The 16522-nt window shown below is 54.3% G+C and carries 14 protein-coding genes; 7 read left to right on the top strand and 7 right to left on the bottom strand.

Annotated elements, in window-relative coordinates; genetic code table 11:
- The first annotated feature begins 76 nt into the window (after positions 1–76).
- From trpS to CFELI_RS02605, 3 genes are all read left to right on the top strand, one after another.
- Entirely contained in the window at positions 77–1105 is a 1029-nt protein-coding gene (gene trpS, locus CFELI_RS02595; RefSeq protein ID WP_277104951.1) for a tryptophan--tRNA ligase, read from the top strand.
- 127 nt (positions 1106–1232) lie between these two features.
- Positions 1233–2312 (top strand): inner membrane protein YhjD, encoded by a 1080-nt coding sequence (gene yhjD / locus CFELI_RS02600; protein WP_277104950.1) that lies wholly within the window; start codon positions 1233–1235, stop codon positions 2310–2312.
- 94 nt (positions 2313–2406) lie between these two features.
- A complete protein-coding gene (locus CFELI_RS02605; RefSeq protein ID WP_277104949.1) occupies positions 2407–3318 on the top strand; it encodes a hypothetical protein in 912 nt (303 codons plus the stop codon).
- 60 nt (positions 3319–3378) lie between these two features.
- On the opposite strand, the gene CFELI_RS02610 is transcribed toward CFELI_RS02605, so the two are convergent.
- The 3 genes from CFELI_RS02610 to CFELI_RS02620 are packed head-to-tail and all read right to left on the bottom strand — an operon-like array spanning position 3379 to position 5837.
- Positions 3379–4608 (bottom strand): SatS C-terminal domain-containing protein, encoded by a 1230-nt coding sequence (locus CFELI_RS02610; protein WP_277104948.1) that lies wholly within the window; start codon positions 4606–4608, stop codon positions 3379–3381.
- 39 nt (positions 4609–4647) lie between these two features.
- Complete coding sequence (locus CFELI_RS02615) at positions 4648–5565, bottom strand: C40 family peptidase (protein WP_277104947.1); 918 nt, start codon at positions 5563–5565, stop codon at positions 4648–4650.
- Entirely contained in the window at positions 5562–5837 is a 276-nt protein-coding gene (locus CFELI_RS02620; protein ID WP_277104946.1) for a hypothetical protein, read from the bottom strand. The genes CFELI_RS02615 and CFELI_RS02620 overlap by 4 nt, the downstream gene beginning before the upstream one ends.
- Before the next feature lie 79 nt (positions 5838–5916).
- Between CFELI_RS02620 and upp the strand changes: the two genes are divergently transcribed.
- Positions 5917–6552 (top strand): uracil phosphoribosyltransferase, encoded by a 636-nt coding sequence (gene upp / locus CFELI_RS02625; RefSeq protein WP_277104945.1) that lies wholly within the window; start codon positions 5917–5919, stop codon positions 6550–6552.
- A gap of 663 nt (positions 6553–7215) precedes the next feature.
- Positions 7216–8187 carry a putative endonuclease domain-containing protein gene (locus CFELI_RS02630; RefSeq protein ID WP_290259356.1) on the top strand — a complete coding sequence of 324 codons (972 nt, stop codon included), beginning with the start codon at positions 7216–7218 and terminating at the stop codon, positions 8185–8187.
- A 12-nt stretch (positions 8188–8199) separates the two neighbouring features.
- Here the strand turns inward: CFELI_RS02630 and CFELI_RS02635 are convergent, their stop codons facing one another.
- Complete coding sequence (locus CFELI_RS02635) at positions 8200–9843, bottom strand: phospho-sugar mutase (RefSeq protein WP_277103883.1); 1644 nt, start codon at positions 9841–9843, stop codon at positions 8200–8202.
- 603 nt (positions 9844–10446) lie between these two features.
- Here CFELI_RS02635 and CFELI_RS02640 point away from each other — a divergent pair.
- Positions 10447–11631, top strand: coding sequence for an amidohydrolase (locus tag CFELI_RS02640; protein ID WP_374724759.1), 1185 nt, complete (start codon positions 10447–10449; stop codon positions 11629–11631).
- 238 nt (positions 11632–11869) lie between these two features.
- Positions 11870–13285 carry an NAD(P)H-quinone dehydrogenase gene (locus CFELI_RS02645; RefSeq protein ID WP_277103942.1) on the top strand — a complete coding sequence of 472 codons (1416 nt, stop codon included), beginning with the start codon at positions 11870–11872 and terminating at the stop codon, positions 13283–13285.
- Positions 13286–14055: 770 nt separating this feature from the next.
- Here the strand turns inward: CFELI_RS02645 and CFELI_RS02650 are convergent.
- The 3 genes from CFELI_RS02650 to CFELI_RS02660 form a co-directional block, all read right to left on the bottom strand.
- Complete coding sequence (locus tag CFELI_RS02650) at positions 14056–14421, bottom strand: hypothetical protein (RefSeq protein ID WP_277103884.1); 366 nt, start codon at positions 14419–14421, stop codon at positions 14056–14058.
- A gap of 62 nt (positions 14422–14483) precedes the next feature.
- On the bottom strand, positions 14484–16037 hold the full coding sequence (locus tag CFELI_RS02655; RefSeq protein WP_277103885.1) for a polyamine aminopropyltransferase: 1554 nt from the start codon (positions 16035–16037) through the stop codon (positions 14484–14486).
- A complete protein-coding gene (locus CFELI_RS02660; protein WP_277103886.1) occupies positions 16025–16519 on the bottom strand; it encodes a DUF350 domain-containing protein in 495 nt (164 codons plus the stop codon). The genes CFELI_RS02655 and CFELI_RS02660 overlap by 13 nt, the downstream gene beginning before the upstream one ends.
- Positions 16520–16522 lie beyond the last annotated feature (3 nt).

Here is a 16522-nt window from a genome sequence, read left to right on the forward strand (position 1 = left end):
CATTTACCGTGTGCAGCGGTGTTGTACTTTAAACCAACACCGTGCCAGCAGGCGAGGTGAGTTACACTTATCTACTATGACTGAAACCGGAAAACCTGTAGCGAAAAAGCGCGTCCTGTCCGGAATCCAACCCACAGCGGATTCTTACCACCTCGGAAACTTCCTCGGCGCCCTGAAACAGTGGATCGACCTGCAGGATGAGTACGAGGCTTTTTACTTTATCCCTGATCTCCACGCCATTACCGTCGATCAGGACCCTAAAGAACTGCGCAAGCGCACCATCGCCGGTGCAGCACAGCTACTGGCTTTAGGTATCGACCCTGAACGTTCCACCTTGTTCGTCCAGTCCCACGTGCACGAACACGCCGAACTTGCCTGGGTTCTTACCTGCATGACCGGCTTCGGTGAGGCGGGGCGCATGACCCAGTTCAAAGATAAATCCGCCAAGCGCGGTGCTGACCGCACCTCCGCTGGCCTGTACACCTATCCGATGCTCATGGCTGCAGATATTCTGCTCTACCGCCCACAGCTAGTGCCTGTGGGTGAAGATCAGCGCCAGCACCTTGAGCTCACCCGCACCCTTGCTGAGCGTTTCAATTCGCGCTACAAGAAAACCTTCCCGGTGCCCGAGGCGCTCATTCCGCAGGGTGCTGCAAAGATCTACGATTTGCAGGAGCCTACGGCGAAGATGTCGAAGTCGGCAGAAAACGAAAAGGGCTTGATCAACCTGCTGGACGATCCGAAGATTTCCACCAAACGCATCAAGAGCGCCGTCACCGATAACGACGCCGAAATCCGCTTTGATAAGGAAAACAAGCCAGGTGTGTCCAACCTGCTCGTTATCCAATCCTCATTGACCGGTACCAGCATTGATGATTTGGTGGCTGGCTACCAAGGCCAAGGCTATGGTGCGCTCAAGGCTGATACCGCAGCGGCGCTTGAAGCTTTTGTTACCCCGCTGCGCCAGAAGTACACCATGTACATGGATGATCCAGCTGAGCTGGAAAATGTTTTGGCTGCAGGTGCCGAAAAAGCGCGTGCAGTGGCAGCGAAAACTCTCGCTGATGTGTACGATCGCGTGGGCTTTTTGCCCCCGAAGCGTTAGTACAACAATTTGCTAACAAGTCGTGTGCTACTGGCCATCGCATTCAACATGCGGTGGCCAGTTGGCATAGAGTGGTAGCTATTGTTATGTCCACTTTTTGTTCACGATGCAAGGATAGAAAACGCTTGTGGCTACTACTACACGACCTAATCAAGATCGCACCGATGAATACGGGATCGAGCGTAGCAATGCTGACGAATTAGGATTCATTGATCGTTACCGCGATAAGTGGCCGTGGTTTGACCACATCATGCTGATGAATGAGCGCTATACCCAGCGTGGTGGCAACCAATTTGCCGCAGGTATTACCTACTTTTCTGTCCTGAGCATGTTCCCGTTGCTGATGCTGAGCTTCGCAGCGATCGCATCGGTACTGGCGAACCGGCCTGATGTGCTTATGGAAATCAACGAGCGGGTATCGTCCACTATTGAAGGTTCGCTAGGCGAGACTGTCAATAACATCATTTCCACCGCTATCGATCAGCGTAGTGCCATGTTTGGTGTCGGTGGTGCAACCGCCTTGTGGTCCGGTTTGAACTGGATGAATAACCTGCGTTACGGGGTGTCCAAGATGTGGAATTACCCCATTGATGAAGGCAATTTTGTGAAAACAAAAATTGCGGATTTCCTTGGCCTGATCGGTGTTTTGCTGCTGTTGGCCGTAGCTTTGGGCATTACTGTGGTCGGCAGCTCTGGATTGACCATGACTCTTTTGGAATTCGCTCACCTTGATCAAATCCCAGGTATTGGGATTATGACTACCATCGTTGCGTTGGTGTTGGGTATTGTTGCGAACTTCCTCGTGTTTTTCTGGCTGTTGAAAAAACTCCCACGCGGCGAGGTTCCCCGCAAGTCGGCAGTGCAGGCCAGCTTGATTGGTGCGGTCGCTTTTGAGGTGTTTAAGCAGCTCGGTTCGGTGTTTTTCTCCTCCGCGTTGAATAACCCCGCGGGGGCAACATTTGGTCCGATCATTGGTGTGATGGTGCTGTTTTATTTCATCTGGCGGATTTTGTTGTACACCTCCGCGTGGGCGGCAACGTCGAAGGAAGCGCTGGAAATTGCGCAGTTGGATGCGCCTGCGCCTGCTGTGATCTATGTGCGTCAGGAAGTTGCTACAGGCCCGAACCCTACAACCTCTGTAGGTGTTGGTGCAGTACTAGGTGCTGTGGGTGCGGGAATTATTGGGCTTTTCATGCGCAAGAAGTAACACCCCGCATGCTTTGTTCTTGGCGGAGGGGTCTTTTTATCGAGGAACAAAGCTGTCGTGTGCATTTGGGGTCTGGTCAGATTAGTCTGGGAGCATGACTTTAGATGCGCATGACATGCCTGATTTTTCCTCGCTCAGCTTCGGCCAACCCGCTCTAGGGGAAGTGGAATTTAAGCAGCTACCGCGCATTGTGGTGGCCAGTTGTGGGGATGTGGATGCGGTTGTTGCTCATGCGCATAACGTTGCTTATGTTGAGCACATTGTCACATCAGAGCAGCTGGCACATGCGAATGCTGTAGCAGCTGATGCTCCTGTGCTTGTGGGCTTGGTTTTGCGCTGTGAGACACACGAGGACGTTGCGCTTTTCGACGTCGACAGCAACACCCACCTTGTTGGTGCGGTGACCAATGACCCTAAGATTGCTGAGCTATTGCGCAAGGCATTCATCCCCTTCCACTTCGAGGGCACAGTGGCGCAACAGGTGATTGCTGGGGCTTCGCGCATTGTGGGCATGGCCGACATGGTGGGGGATTTCCGCCTGACAGACGACGGTGACATTGCCTGCGGGCCGGAGGCGCGTTTTGTGCTCGACAGGCAGATTCCTGTGCTTGCCCAGCCAGCCTATGATTGTGAGCAGGGAGCTATTGAACAGTTGGGTGATCACCCGCTCCCAGTGCTGCAGTCCATGGGCTTTAAGGTTGCTATCGATGAGCTCAGCTTTGACTTTGTTGAGGCACACGAGTTGTCGGCCGAAGATGTGTATCGTCTCATCTTGGGCACGGTGGATGCTACGTTCTTACCCTATGGTGTGCGCGAGCAGGTGATTGAGACGGTGTTGCGCCCACACTTCAGCCCTCTTATCGCAGGTGGTGAAGCTGACGCTGTCGAAGGCACAGTCGATGAGGATGCGCCGGAAACCCCTGACACCCACGCGCTTCTCGACGGCGTGGATCCCCAGCTGCTTATCGATATGGGAATCGAACCGAAAGACCTTGGACTCAACTAAAAACACAAAGGGCGACTAGTGCACAAGTACTGGCCGCCCTTTGTGTAAAAAAGTTGGTTTTTAGAACTTGGAGAAACGCTTGATCAGCATCTGCTCCAGCTGGTTCCATGCATCGACATGCTCGTTAAACGGTGGGGTAGGGATATACCCTGTGGTGCGAGTCGAACCGGTGATGTAGGAAATATAGTCCTGCATGCGTGGATTCGCCAGGAAGAAGGAGTTCAGCGAGTCATCCTGGGCCCAGTCGGCGGCGTCGGCAAGCAACTCGTAAGCACGCAGCACCTGATCAGTATCCACATGCTCCGGGCCGCGCTCAATATCACGAGCAATCCCGTTGAAGGAGTAGACATTATCGGGGTGCACAGACACAGAAAGCGTGCCCACATTCGCACCCTGCTTAATATCCTCCCACGTAGACACCTTCGCCAGATCATGATCATCATGCTCCACCAACCAGCGCACCAGCGACTTGGAAGACGAGAAGGTGTAAATCTCACCATACTTACCCAAGAACACAGGCTTGGCCTCAACATACGTACGCAGCGTGTACACAGTACGACCATCAAGCGAAATCTTCACAGGGTCGATGCCAGCAGCAGCCCACGCAGTGGTGTCGTAAGGATCAATCTTCGCAGCTTCCTCCTTCTTACGCTGCTCTTCAGCCTCACGAGCCTTCTTCGCCGCCTCGACAGCCTCATCAATGCGAGTGCGCGCCGAAGCAACATCCGCACTTGCGACATCCTTGATCGTCACAGCCGCATCGAGCGCATCCACAACCTTGTCCCAGTTGGTGACAATCACCCGACCAATAGCAGTCCACTCAGCCTCGCCAGCCGGGCCACTGAAATGCTCACTGCCACGATCAGCATTCGCCAACAACGAATGAGAGGAGAAAAACACCTGCACACTCGACGTGCCAGTAACATCACCCAAACTACGAGCCAGCTTGAAGCAACGCGCCACATGCGACACATTCTCATGCGACGCGCGCCCAGCCAACAACGCTGGAACACCCACAATGTCAAAGTACTGCTTGTCGCTCGGGACTACCCGATGAGCACCCTGCGCCATGAATGCATTCCACTTCGGGTGCTCACGCAAATCATGGGCAGTGTCCTCCTCCAAGAAAACCAGCAACTCTTCCGGAGAACGGAACATGAACAGTTGGTCACCTGCGCCAAGGAACGCTTGCCACTCGGCGCCATGCTCACGCCAGGAGGGTGCCCACAGGGTGAAAAAGTCACCCTCGGTGAGGGAAACCTTAACCGGGATAATGCCTTTGTTTGTCATGAAGATATATAGTAGCTGTTCCCGCACGCACAACGCACTTTAAGAAGGCCTAAAGTAACCCTTAAAAGCCATCCCCATATTCGTTGTACGCATCGGCCCCACTTGAACAGGATCACCAGCTTCAATCAACTGATCATTACCGGCATACATGGCCACATGCCCATTCCACACGATCAAATCACCAGGAATCAACTCCTCGCGCGACACCGGACGGCCCACCGTTTGATGCTCAGCAAGACGCGGAATTTCTACCCCCGCCTCCCGCCACGCCCACTGGGTCAAACCAGAACAATCGAAACCACTATGAGTCGTACCACCCCACACATAGGGGGTACCCAAAGCAGAACGCGCAGCATCCAACGCACGCTGACCCCGCGCCCGCTCATCAACAGAACTAGAAGAAGAACCAGACGAAAGCGCCAACGCATCAACAACCTCCCCCTGCGACGAACGCCCCGCACCCACCGGAAGCGCACGCCCACGCGAACCAGTAGTAAAACGCAACGCCGCCTCCTTCTCAGCAATCCGCTGCAACTGCCGCGTATACGGGGCAAGCGCCTCCCTCAACACAACCAACTGCTGAGAAACCTGCTGCTGAAAACTCGCGTACAAACCCACCAACGCCTGCTGCGCCGGAATATGCACAGCCGGAACAGGATTCAACGCCTGCGGAATGAGCACAGCCGCACGCTGCGCATGCGAAAAAGCAATAGCCTCCAAAGACTCCTTTGCCACAACCAGATGCGGAACAGCAGCCGCAACAGTACGGGCTGCCTCAGCCACGTCGTCGTGAAGCTGCTTATGCTCAGCAATAAACGTCAACGGCTCCGCACCAAAACTCTTAGCAACCGCCTCAACCTGCTCAAACTCAGGAATCACCGGAAGCTCAAACAATTCAGACACCAACGCAGGAAGCCACTGCGCAACCTCATCAGCAAACACAGAAACATCAATCATTTCGACCCCAACCTTCTAGCCGTATCCGCATCAATGCTCTCAGCAGCATGCAAAAGCTCAACAGCCTCATCCACAAACGATTCCACATACGCACACTGCGCACGCCCACGCCTCGCAAGAGACTGCGCACACGAATTAAACGCACCAATGAACTCACCCACACCGTCGAGCTGCTCGCCGGGAATAATCGGGGCATCAATGATCACATCAAGCTGCGCTGCAAGGGCTGATAGGAGACCCCGCAGCTGTACCGGAGAAATATTTAGACTCATACAATATAAGACTGGAATTTTTGCATTTGCGTTCCCAAAGGTTGGGTGAACGGGGGTAGCACGCGCTACCATGTGGGGTATGGATATTAGGATCGTGGACCACCCGCTGGCCGCTTCACGTTTGACAATTATGCGTGATGAGCGCACCGATAACGCCGGATTCCGTGCCGCTCTCGCCGATCTGGGTGCAATGCTGATCTACGAAGCATCACGAGATCTTGAAATAGAAAAATTCCCCCTGAAAACACCCGTCGCCCTCACCGAAGGCACCCGCCTCCAAGACCCACCCATCATCGTCCCCGTCATCCGCGCCGGGCTGGGCATGGTCGACCCCGCACTCAAAATGATCCCCGACGCACAAGTCGGCTTCATCGGACTAGCACGCAACGAAGTCACCCACGAACCCGTCCCATACCTCGAAGCACTACCCGAAGACCTATCCGGGCGCACCGTATTCATCGTTGACCCCATGTTGGCCACCGGCGGCTCACTACTCCACGCAGTACGAATCCTCGCCGAACGCGGCGCAACCGACATCACAGCAGTATGCATGGTCTCCGCCCAAGACGGCGTCGATGCGCTCGCAAACTCCGGGCTGCCCGTACGCCTCGTCACCGCCACCATCGACCCAGGCCTCAACGAAGACGCCTACATCGTGCCAGGGCTTGGCGACGCCGGCGACAGGCTCTACGGACCCCGCAACATCGACCTATAACCACCGTTAACCAAAAACACCTTGTGCCAAAGAACACAAGGTGTTTTTTAGGTTCTACAGCAAGCATCACACTTTGGTGCCCCTACTGGTAACTCGACCAATCCGTGCCCGTGCCTTTCATTTCTTGTCTTGGGGAATGGATGAGTCGAGTAAGCCTTAGCTCTTGAGTTTTGTGTCCTGTGCTCCTTGTCTTGGGGAGGCTTGTTGCTTGTGGGGTAACTCGACTTATCTGCACTGTGGCTATGGGTATGCGGCGTTGGGGGTTAATGAGTCGAGTTAGTGTTATTTTTCCAGTGACGTTGTTTTCTCTTGGGGGTGCTGTGTGAGGGGAAGCTCGACTAATCCGTGCCGGTGCTTTTCGTTTCTTGTCTTGGGGAATGGATGAGTCGAGTAAGCCTTAGCTCTTGTGTTTTGTGTCCTGTGCTCCTTGTCTTGGGGAGGCTTGTTGTTTGTGGGGTAACTCGACTTATTCTTGCGGGAGTTTTGAGAAACAGATCTTTAAGGCAGAAAGGTCGAGTAATCTGCCTGCTTCTCGGGGTTGGGGGGTTGGTTGCAGGAAAAGTTATCCACAGGGCTTGGTGGGAAATGGAGTTATCCACAGGTTTGGGGAGGATTTTTCACTCTCGACATGCGAACCTGCTGAAGGTGTGTTCTGATAAAAATATGACCACCAATTCCTACAACATCACCTGTGGGCTAAATAACCCCCTCCCATTCCATGCATTGATCAACCTGCGGAAAACCACACACGACACCACAAGCAGCATCACCAAACTAGCCTTAACCCAAGCAATTAATTCTGCGGTTTTTCACCGTCTAGTACCCAGCAGACGCAATCTGATGCGCTGCTACGCCGTAGCGTCAACATCACGTTCGGCAGTCTTAACCGGCAGGGCAGCCGCCTGCGTGTTAGGCATCCCCTTTATCTCAAACACCACTGATTTTGTCACCGTGCAGCTTACTCTTCCCGGCACCATGAAACCCCCAGCAAAAAACCAACGCAGCCCCTACGCCACCTACACATCCAGACTGCTACCGGAAAAAGACATCATGGAAGAAAACGGCATCCGCGTCACCACTATTCCACGCACATTCGTAGACCTAGTAGCTAAAGAAGAAGACGAAGACACCGCCATGACATTTATCGAAGCAGCGTTTTACCATCGGAGGATTTCTAAAATCCAAGCATATGCAGAGATTAAATCCATGCCCAGCATCACAGGCAAACCCCGCGCCTTAGAGCTATTAGCAACTGCACAAGAAGGCAGCGAAAGCCTGTATGAAACCAAAGCACGCCGCCTGATTGAAAGCGTATTCGACCGCATCCCTGAACTAACCAGCATCGAAATCCAAGTACCAGTCCAAAGCTACCGGATTGACATCGTAGTCAATGGATTCATCGGGATAGAAATCGACGGCAGAGCTAAAACCCGCAACAACTACCACGCGCTTGAAAACGAACGCTACCGAGAAAAAATCATCCAAAACCACGGCTACATCATCATCCGCTACCACCCAGAAGAAGTAGACCCCAGCCTAAGTAGAAACGACATCCCCAACCTCGACCCCCTCAACCACCCCATCATCTACCAACTCCGCAAAATACTACAAAACCACCACAAACGCACAGCATAAGTGGCGGTCACACTACAGGCGGGCCAGAAGGGTACTGAGCTCGGCGGCTAGGGCGTCGACAAGCGCAACAGCGCTGCCACGATCAGCAGTGCTGCCATTCTCCTGCACAACCTCGATATACACTTTCACCTTCGGTTCCGTGCCCGAGGCGCGGACAATCACACGCACCTTACCCACCTCACACTCACCATTCAGCACAAGACCCGCAGGCGGGCGCGACGATTCTGACATCCCACACGTATTACTCAGCACCGGAACAGTCTTAGCTGTCACATCCACCCCACACAACCTGTGTGGAAGATTCTCAATACACGTGTGCATCAATGCACTCGGATCCTGGGTACGCACCGAAACCTGAGTGCCAGTGAAATAGCCATAACGGCGGTAGAGCGCTTCCAACTCATCGTCAAAATCCAAACCCTTGGCGTGCAACTCCGCCGCCCAACTAGCCACAATCAAAGCCGTGGCAATGCCATCTTTGTCATCAACAATCCACGGTGTGGGCGAAATACCCATCGCTTCTTCATACGCAAAAGTCACAGGCTCATCGCCCGCAGCAGCATTCAAATTTTTAAAACCAGTAAAAGTCAGCCGCAAATCCCAACCCATATCCTCTGCTATCACCCCCAAAAGCTGCGAAGAGACAACAGTAGTGGCCACCACCGGGCGCTGCCCCTCACCCGAATAGCGGGGCACAAGGCGAGTGGCAAGAAGCGGACCAGTTTCATCGCCACGCAACATCTTCAAATGCCCAGCCTTCGTCCGAATCCCCACCGCACAACGATCCGCATCCGGATCGAGAGCCAACAACACATCCGCCTGCACCTGTTCACCCAACTCAAACAGCTCCACCAACGCTGAAGGCTCCTCCGGATTCGGGAAACTCACAGTAGGAAAAGTCGGATCAGGATAATGCTGCGAAGCAACCGAATGCACCTGCGCAAACCCCGCAGTCTGCAATGCCTGCATAATGCTACGCCCACCCACCCCATGCAACGCAGTCAACGCAATAGTAAGAGAAGCCCGCTCATTATTAATCCGCAACAAATCCCCCTGCTCCGGAATAACCACAGCAGTCACCTCATCAATATAGCGACGCACCACATCCTGGCAAGGACGAACGGTCACGCGCGGAATCGCCGACGCCGCAGGGGCGTCGACAAGCAAACGCTCAACAGCAACCTCACCCGAACGGGGCATCTGCCGCCCATTCCCCATATACACCTTGTAACCATTATCACTCGCCGGATTATGCGAGGCAGTAATCTGCACACCCCCATCCAAACCCCACTTGCGAATCAACCACGGAACCAACGGCGTCGGGGTAGGGGTAGGCATCAAAAACACCTCAAAACCCGCACCCGCAAAAACCTCAGCCGTCGTCGTAGCAAAAATATGAGAACCGTAACGCGAATCGTAACCCACAACCACCTTCGGCGCCGGATCCTCATCATGAAACGCCTGCCCAATCCCCAAATCCCGCACAGACTCAAAAGCCGCACGATCATGCCCCGACTTCCGCGGCGACGCATTCAACGCCAACCACGCCGCAATACACGACGAAATCCGAGTCACCTGACCAACATTCATATGATGCGCCGCAGGGCCCACCGGAGCCCGCATCCCCGCAGTACCAAAACTCACAGACTCGGCCATGGCTACAAAAAATCCTCACAACTGTCAACAACGTCGAACACGCCCAACAACACCACACCAACCACCCAAGAAAGCCACACAACCGGCGCACTTCCACAGAAATCAGCGCAACCACTATGCTATAGACAAAGAACCGACCCTCAACACCCACGCCACAGTACAGCACCAACACTGCACCCACGCGCGGACCAAGAGGATCGCAAGCACACACACCTTCATACACACCCACCATGGCGACGTTGCACGAAGCTTGCAACAAGCTTCACAACAAGCTTCACAACAACACCGCCACACGACAAGTATGAAGACACAGTACTCAACAACATGCAGTCACCCTCCAAGCATAGTTGCTGAAGAAACGACGTGACACGCTGCTTACCAACCATTGGTTCACCAACACAATAAAAACCGGGGAGATGACACACCGTGGAGTTTGAACACCACACCTCAAACCACCTACGCGCCCAAGCTGACCACCAACCCGGCACCCAACCCGCAGCACGCACGGCACCCAACCCTGCGCCTGCTGTGCCTGCGCCCAGCGCAGCACCCGCACCGGCAGCCCACTCTGCCGCGCCCGCTGCTACTGACTTTTCTGTGCTGGTGGATGCGTGGATTCGCGACAATGAGGAGCAGATTTATCGCTGGCGACGTCATTTCCACCAGCACCCCGAGCTGAGTGATCAGGAGCATGAAACAACTGCCTTTATCGCTGCCCGCTTGCGGGAGTACGGTTTGTCACCTGTGCTGTTTCCCGGCACTGGGTTGATGGTGGATATTGGCCCTAATACTGAGCATAAGCTTGCGTTTCGTGCGGATATTGATGCCTTGCCGATCCATGAGAATACGGGCTACGAATTTAGTTCGGTGACACCTGGGGTGATGCATGCGTGTGGTCACGATATTCACACCACGGTTGCGTTGGGTTTGGCGTGTGCGCTTGCTGAAACGCATGCGAAAAATCCGTTGAATATGGGTGTGCGTATCATCTTCCAGCCGGCGGAGGAAGTGATGGATTCTGGTGCGCCGAATGTGATCAAGTTGGGTGTGCTTGAGGGTGTGACGAGTATTTTTGCGGTGCATGCGGAGCCGAAGTTGCGTACGGGTACGGTTGGTGTGCGTGTGGGTCCGATTACGTCGGCGGGTGATGTGGTTGAGATTAAGGTGACGGGTCCTGGTGGGCATTCGTCTCGCCCGCATTTGAGTGCTGATGTGGTGTTTGCTTTGTCGAAGATTGTCACGGATTTGCCGGGGTTGTTGTCGCGTAGGGTTGATCCGCGTACGGCGACGGTGATGGTGTTTGGTGCGTTGCATGCTGGTTCGGCACCGAATGCTATTCCGGAGGAGGGTGTGGTTCGGGGCACGATTCGTACTGCGGATATTATGGTTTGGCGTGGTATTCAGCAGTTGTTGGAGGAGTTGGTTGCGGCGATTGTGGCTCCGACTGGCTGCGGATTTGAGGTTGATTATGTTAAGGGTGTGCCCCCTGTGGTCAATGATGATGTGTGTACAGCTGTGCTCGCCGACGCCGCCCGCAGCGTTGATCCTCAGTCGGTGGTGCAGGCGTCGCAGTCGTCTGGTGGTGAGGATTTCTCCTGGTATTTGGAGCATGTGCCAGGTTCGATGGCACGTTTGGGGTGCTGGGATGGTGTGAGTACTCCGAGTGATTTGCATAAGGCGACAATGCTTGCGGATGAGAAGTGTATTCCTGTGGGGATTCGTTTGTTTGCGGGTATTGTGCAGCGTTTTCATGCGGAGTGTGGTTACGTGTTTAGTGGCGAGCTGTAGGTTGGTGCTTTTGGCAGTTGGCTTGAGCAGGTGGTGTGTGCTCGGAGTTTTGTGGCCTTTATGCTGCTTAAGTCGTCGGGCTGCTGCGTGCTGCACTACACTAGATTGAAGCACTATAAGATAGTTTTTGCTTTCCATTATTACTGTTGTTTTTGGAGGTTCCTTGTCCGCCCTGCCCACCAATTCTTCTGCGTCTGCCGTGTCTTCTGCTTCTGCGGTGTCTAACCCGGCTGATTCTTTGCCGAAAGCTAAGCGCATTGTCATCATTGGTGGTGGTCCCGCCGGCTATGAGGCGGCGTTGACGGGCGCAAAGTATGGCGCTGCTGTCACCCTTGTTGAGGATTTGGGCTTGGGTGGTTCGGCGGTTATTCATGATTGTGTGCCGTCGAAGTCGTTTATTGCTGGCGCGAATATTAAGACTGACCTTCGCCGCGCTGATGATATGGGCTTGAATAAGGGTATTGGTGAGGCGCATTTGCTTATCGACGCCCTCAACGAGCGTGTTCAGCAGCTTGCGGCTGAGCAGTCTGACGATATCCGTAAGTCAGTGGCGAGTGCGGGTGTGCGCATTATTGATGGTCGTGGTGTGTTTGATGATTACAACACCAAGCAGACCCTGCACTATATCAAGGTGACAAACAAGGAAGGCTTCGAGGAAACTCTCGAGGCGGATTTGGTGTTGGTGGCTACGGGTGCGAGTCCGCGCATTTTGCCTGCGGCACAGCCTGATGGTGAGCGTATTTTGACGTGGCGCCAGATTTATAACATCACTGAGCTTCCTGAGCATTTGATTGTGGTGGGTTCCGGTGTGACTGGTGCGGAGTTTGTGTCCGCTTTTGCTGAGTTGGGTGTGAAGGTCACTATGGTTGCTTCGCGTGATCGCATTTTGCCTCACGACGACGCCGATGCCGCCGACGTGCTGGAAACTGTGTTGGCGGAGCGTGGTGTTTTACTGGAGAAGCATGCCCGCGTGGATTCGGTTACCCGCACTGAGGATGGTGGCGTATGTGTACGCACCGCTGATGGCCGTGAGATTTTCGGCTCCCACGCCTTGATGACTGTTGGTTCTGTTCCTAATACCAAGGATTTGGGCTTGGAGAACATTGGTGTGGAAACCACCCCTTCGGGTCATATCAAGGTTGACCGTGTGTCGCGTACGAGCGTATCCGGCGTGTATGCGGCCGGCGACTGTACTGACCAGTTCCCACTTGCCTCGGTTGCTGCGATGCAGGGGCGTATCGCTATGTACCACGCTTTGGGTGAAGGTGTGTCGCCACTGCGTTTGAAGACTGTGGCTACCGCAGTGTTTACCCGCCCGGAGATTGCTGCTGTGGGTATTACGCAGCATGAGATTGAATCTGGTGAGATTTCCGCGCGTACGGTGATGCTGCCTTTGCCACGTAATCCTCGTGCGAAGATGCGTTCGCTGCGCCACGGTTTTGTCAAGATTTTCTGCCGTAAGTCTTCGGGCATTGTTATTGGCGGTGTGGTGGTTGCCCCGACTGCCTCGGAGCTGATTCTTCCCATTGCGGTTGCTGTGACCAACCAGCTCACTGTCAGCCAGCTGGCCCAGACCTTCGCGGTGTACCCCTCCTTGTCGGGTTCGATTACTGAGGCTGCCCGCCAGTTGGTTGCCCATGACGACCTTGGCTAAATAGCCTAGTCATCCACACCCCCTAGATACACCCTAGGGGGTATTTTTATGTGCTGTGGGATCTGTTAGGCAACTGCGATACAGCTTTGATCGCACCCTGGTGGGGGTGTGCGCGGATTCTTATGGCGCGCACTAGAAGCGACATAACTGTGTAGAAGCTGTGTGCGGATGCTGGGAAATATCAGTTAGAGATAGAGCGAGTGCTATTGGTAAAACCGCAGGTCAATTTTAAGGCACTGTGCTGAAACTCTAACTATTAATTCTGAATCAATACGTGCATATTGATAGGTGGCCGATTGCCTTGGAGGACCAGCTCACGTTACGCAAAGGGAAGAGGGCAGAAACGGGACCGGGATCACCGGAATTTGTGGCAATTGCGCCAAATCTAGCACTAGTAAGTTCCCAAAGCATTCGGTAGTTCGACCTTTTCCTCTTTGAGGCCTCGTTTTGAGTGCGGAGGAGAGAAAAGGTCGAGTTGTGGGTGTGAGGAGGGTGGTGGTGGGGGTCTTTCTTGGGGTTGCTCGACCTTTAGGTTTTTGGGGTTGTGTTTTTTGGGGGTTGGGGTGGGAAAGGTCGAGTTATAGGTGTGAGGAGGGTGGTGGTGGTGGGGGTCTTTCTTGGGGTTGCTCGACCTTTTTCTTCGCGCCCTCGCGGAGAACGGTGGTTGGTATGTGCTTTCAAGGTGTGGACACTATAAGTAGTGTCTTGGGGTAGTTTTTGATACCACTACCCCCGCCTTGTTTTCGAATCCCTCAGTTATGAGGTCCTTGCTAATCCAGCGCAGCTGCCACCCATCGCGCGATCACACCGTGTCCGGCTTCGGCGGCATCCGCAACGGATTTCGGGGGAAGTACGGGATCGTTGGGCAAAATGCGCTCAGGGTCGCCGATGGGGGTGGTGGTGATTGTTTTCGTGCGGTGATCGTAGTGGCCGAGCGCAACCATGTCTACGTTGGTTTGTTCGCAAATCGCCCAGCAATAGTCGCTGTCCGAGGCCCGCATCTGCTTGATGAACTCATCGGGGTTGTCCATCACGGTCGCAAGTGCGGGGCGATCGTCGATGCGGTCATCGTTGTGCAGTGGGCGCAGATAAAACCGGCCCCCGTTTAATTCCAAAACATCCATGAACACAAGCATAGAGCGCAAAGCTAAACGGCGTTTAACTGGCTGCGTGACGACGTCGAAAAGCTAAAGACCCGCTACTCGCCCGCTTGGCGGTACCCACGCCTGCGATCAGCCACAATCAACGGCCGATCCAGCGTATTCGCAGGAAGCAGGCGGGGCTTGTTGTCCGCGCCAAATACCCTTGCTGCATCCAACACTCCTTGGTCTACAAAGCGAGGAGTATGCGCAGGTGTTTTCGGCATCACAAGTCCGCGTGAGGTGAGGGTGCAGAAATTAAAACCCCAGTCACCAAAAGTAGGAACATGCACGTGATAGGGAACAACAGATGCGCAGCCTGAAGCCAGCAACGTGGAATACACGCGGGAAAACACATCAGGAGTAGTAAAAGCACTGCCAGACTGCACTGTCATTGCACCCCCAGGGGCCAAATGTTTCAGCAGCATTGAATAAAACTCCTGCGAATACAACCGCCCAATAATCTCATTATCAGGGTCCGGCAGATCCACCACAATCGCATCGAAGCGATCCTGGGGCAGCGGGGGAGTGCGCACCCACGTAAACGCATCGCGCAGCAGCACAGTTACACGGGGATCGTCTAAGGCACCAGCGTTATCGTCACGCAACACTGAATTAGCCACCGCGACCATATCCGGATCTAACTCCACCTGCGTAATATGCTTCACCTGTGGAAACTTCAGTAACTCGCGGGCGGCTAAACCATCCCCACCGCCGATAATCAACACCCGCGACGTCGAAGCATCAACCACTGGGTAGGTCAACGATTCCGTGTAGCGATACTCATCACGGGTGGAATACTGCAACCCACCATTTAAGAATAAGCGCCGATCCTTCCCCCACTGTGTGACCACAATCTCCTGATACTTGCTCTGGTGGAAATACACAATCGGGAAAGCATAGAGTCGCTGTCGCGCCGAAGTGACCAAACCATCACTGGCGACCAACACCGACACCAACACCACCACAATCGCACACAGCCCTGAGGCAATCGTCGCGAACTGCCGCCGCAGCACATCACTGCGCAACACTAACACCGCAATCACTAACGCCGCACAGACATTCAGCAAACCAGCAGCCAGCGTGCCACGCACCACCCCCAGAAACGGCAGTAACACAAACGGCCACGCCACACCACCAATCAACGCCCCCAAATAATCAGCCGCATTCAACGTTGCTAAAACTGAGCCGGAGGTGGTGGCGTCGACAAGCTTGCCACGCTGAAAAAGTGTCATCAACAGTGGCAACTCAGCCCCCACCAGCATGCCAATGACCAGGGTTGCCCCGCCTAAAACCGCAAGCGAATTGCCCACAACAGCAAAAGCCCAATACAACACCAGCGCAGACAACCCCCCAACAAGCCCCAACAGCGCCTCCACCGACAAAAACGCAACCTCAGCCCGTGTCAACAACGGCTTTGCCGCCAACGCCCCCAAGCCCAACGCCGCCACAAACCCCGCAACAATCAGCGAGGTCTCCACCACAGAACCACCCGCCAACACCGCAGACAAAGAAATCAACGCAAGCTCATACACCAACCCTGAAGCGGCACACACCGACACCGACACAAGCAGAAGGAACCTGCGGGCAGGGGACAGCACTACAGCAGACATGCCGCGTTAATAACACCCACCATAATCAGAAAAACGCCACTGACCAGCGCACTCGGGCGCAACTTCGGATCCTCGAACACATCCCGCATACGATTGGGCGAAAATAACTCCACGATCACCAAAAACACAGTTTGCAGCGCCAACCCCACCAAGGAATAGAACAGGGTAAAAAGCAACCCCTGCCCCAACTCATCAGGGGATAACGCAATAGCCGTGGCAATCACGATCCCCAACGCCACCGCCTGGCTTCCCGCCAACACGCAGGCATTAGGCAAGTTATCGACAAAAATCTGCTTCCGAAAATGCCCCGGCGTCAACCAATCCTGCACCTTAAACCCCAGCAGGAAAAGCGCTAAGGCTAAGGCAAAATAAGACACCGTAGATGTCATACCTAATGTGAAACTCGACTCCGAAAACCCCGCCGCAACGAGCATGGGCTGGGCGTGCGCACCCACCTGAGCAAAGGAGATAAAAGTGTTCATAAA

The sequence above is a fragment of the Corynebacterium felinum genome, from assembly GCF_030408755.1.
Taxonomy (GTDB): domain Bacteria; phylum Actinomycetota; class Actinomycetes; order Mycobacteriales; family Mycobacteriaceae; genus Corynebacterium; species Corynebacterium felinum.

What these genes read in the sequence shown, in the direction of transcription:
- CFELI_RS02620 (WP_277104946.1), bottom strand. Translation starts at nt 5,837, where the DNA reads ATGAGTCTAAATATTTCTCCGGTACAGCTGCGGGGTCTCCTATCAGCC.
- trpS (WP_277104951.1), top strand. Translation starts at nt 77, where the DNA reads ATGACTGAAACCGGAAAACCTGTAGCGAAAAAGCGCGTCCTGTCCGGA.
- CFELI_RS02630 (WP_290259356.1), top strand. Translation starts at nt 7,216, where the DNA reads ATGACCACCAATTCCTACAACATCACCTGTGGGCTAAATAACCCCCTC.
- CFELI_RS02605 (WP_277104949.1), top strand. Translation starts at nt 2,407, where the DNA reads ATGACTTTAGATGCGCATGACATGCCTGATTTTTCCTCGCTCAGCTTC.
- CFELI_RS02610 (WP_277104948.1), bottom strand. Translation starts at nt 4,608, where the DNA reads ATGACAAACAAAGGCATTATCCCGGTTAAGGTTTCCCTCACCGAGGGT.
- CFELI_RS02650 (WP_277103884.1), bottom strand. Translation starts at nt 14,421, where the DNA reads ATGCTTGTGTTCATGGATGTTTTGGAATTAAACGGGGGCCGGTTTTAT.
- upp (WP_277104945.1), top strand. Translation starts at nt 5,917, where the DNA reads ATGGATATTAGGATCGTGGACCACCCGCTGGCCGCTTCACGTTTGACA.
- CFELI_RS02660 (WP_277103886.1), bottom strand. Translation starts at nt 16,519, where the DNA reads ATGAACACTTTTATCTCCTTTGCTCAGGTGGGTGCGCACGCCCAGCCC.
- CFELI_RS02615 (WP_277104947.1), bottom strand. Translation starts at nt 5,565, where the DNA reads ATGATTGATGTTTCTGTGTTTGCTGATGAGGTTGCGCAGTGGCTTCCT.
- CFELI_RS02655 (WP_277103885.1), bottom strand. Translation starts at nt 16,037, where the DNA reads ATGTCTGCTGTAGTGCTGTCCCCTGCCCGCAGGTTCCTTCTGCTTGTG.
- CFELI_RS02635 (WP_277103883.1), bottom strand. Translation starts at nt 9,843, where the DNA reads ATGGCCGAGTCTGTGAGTTTTGGTACTGCGGGGATGCGGGCTCCGGTG.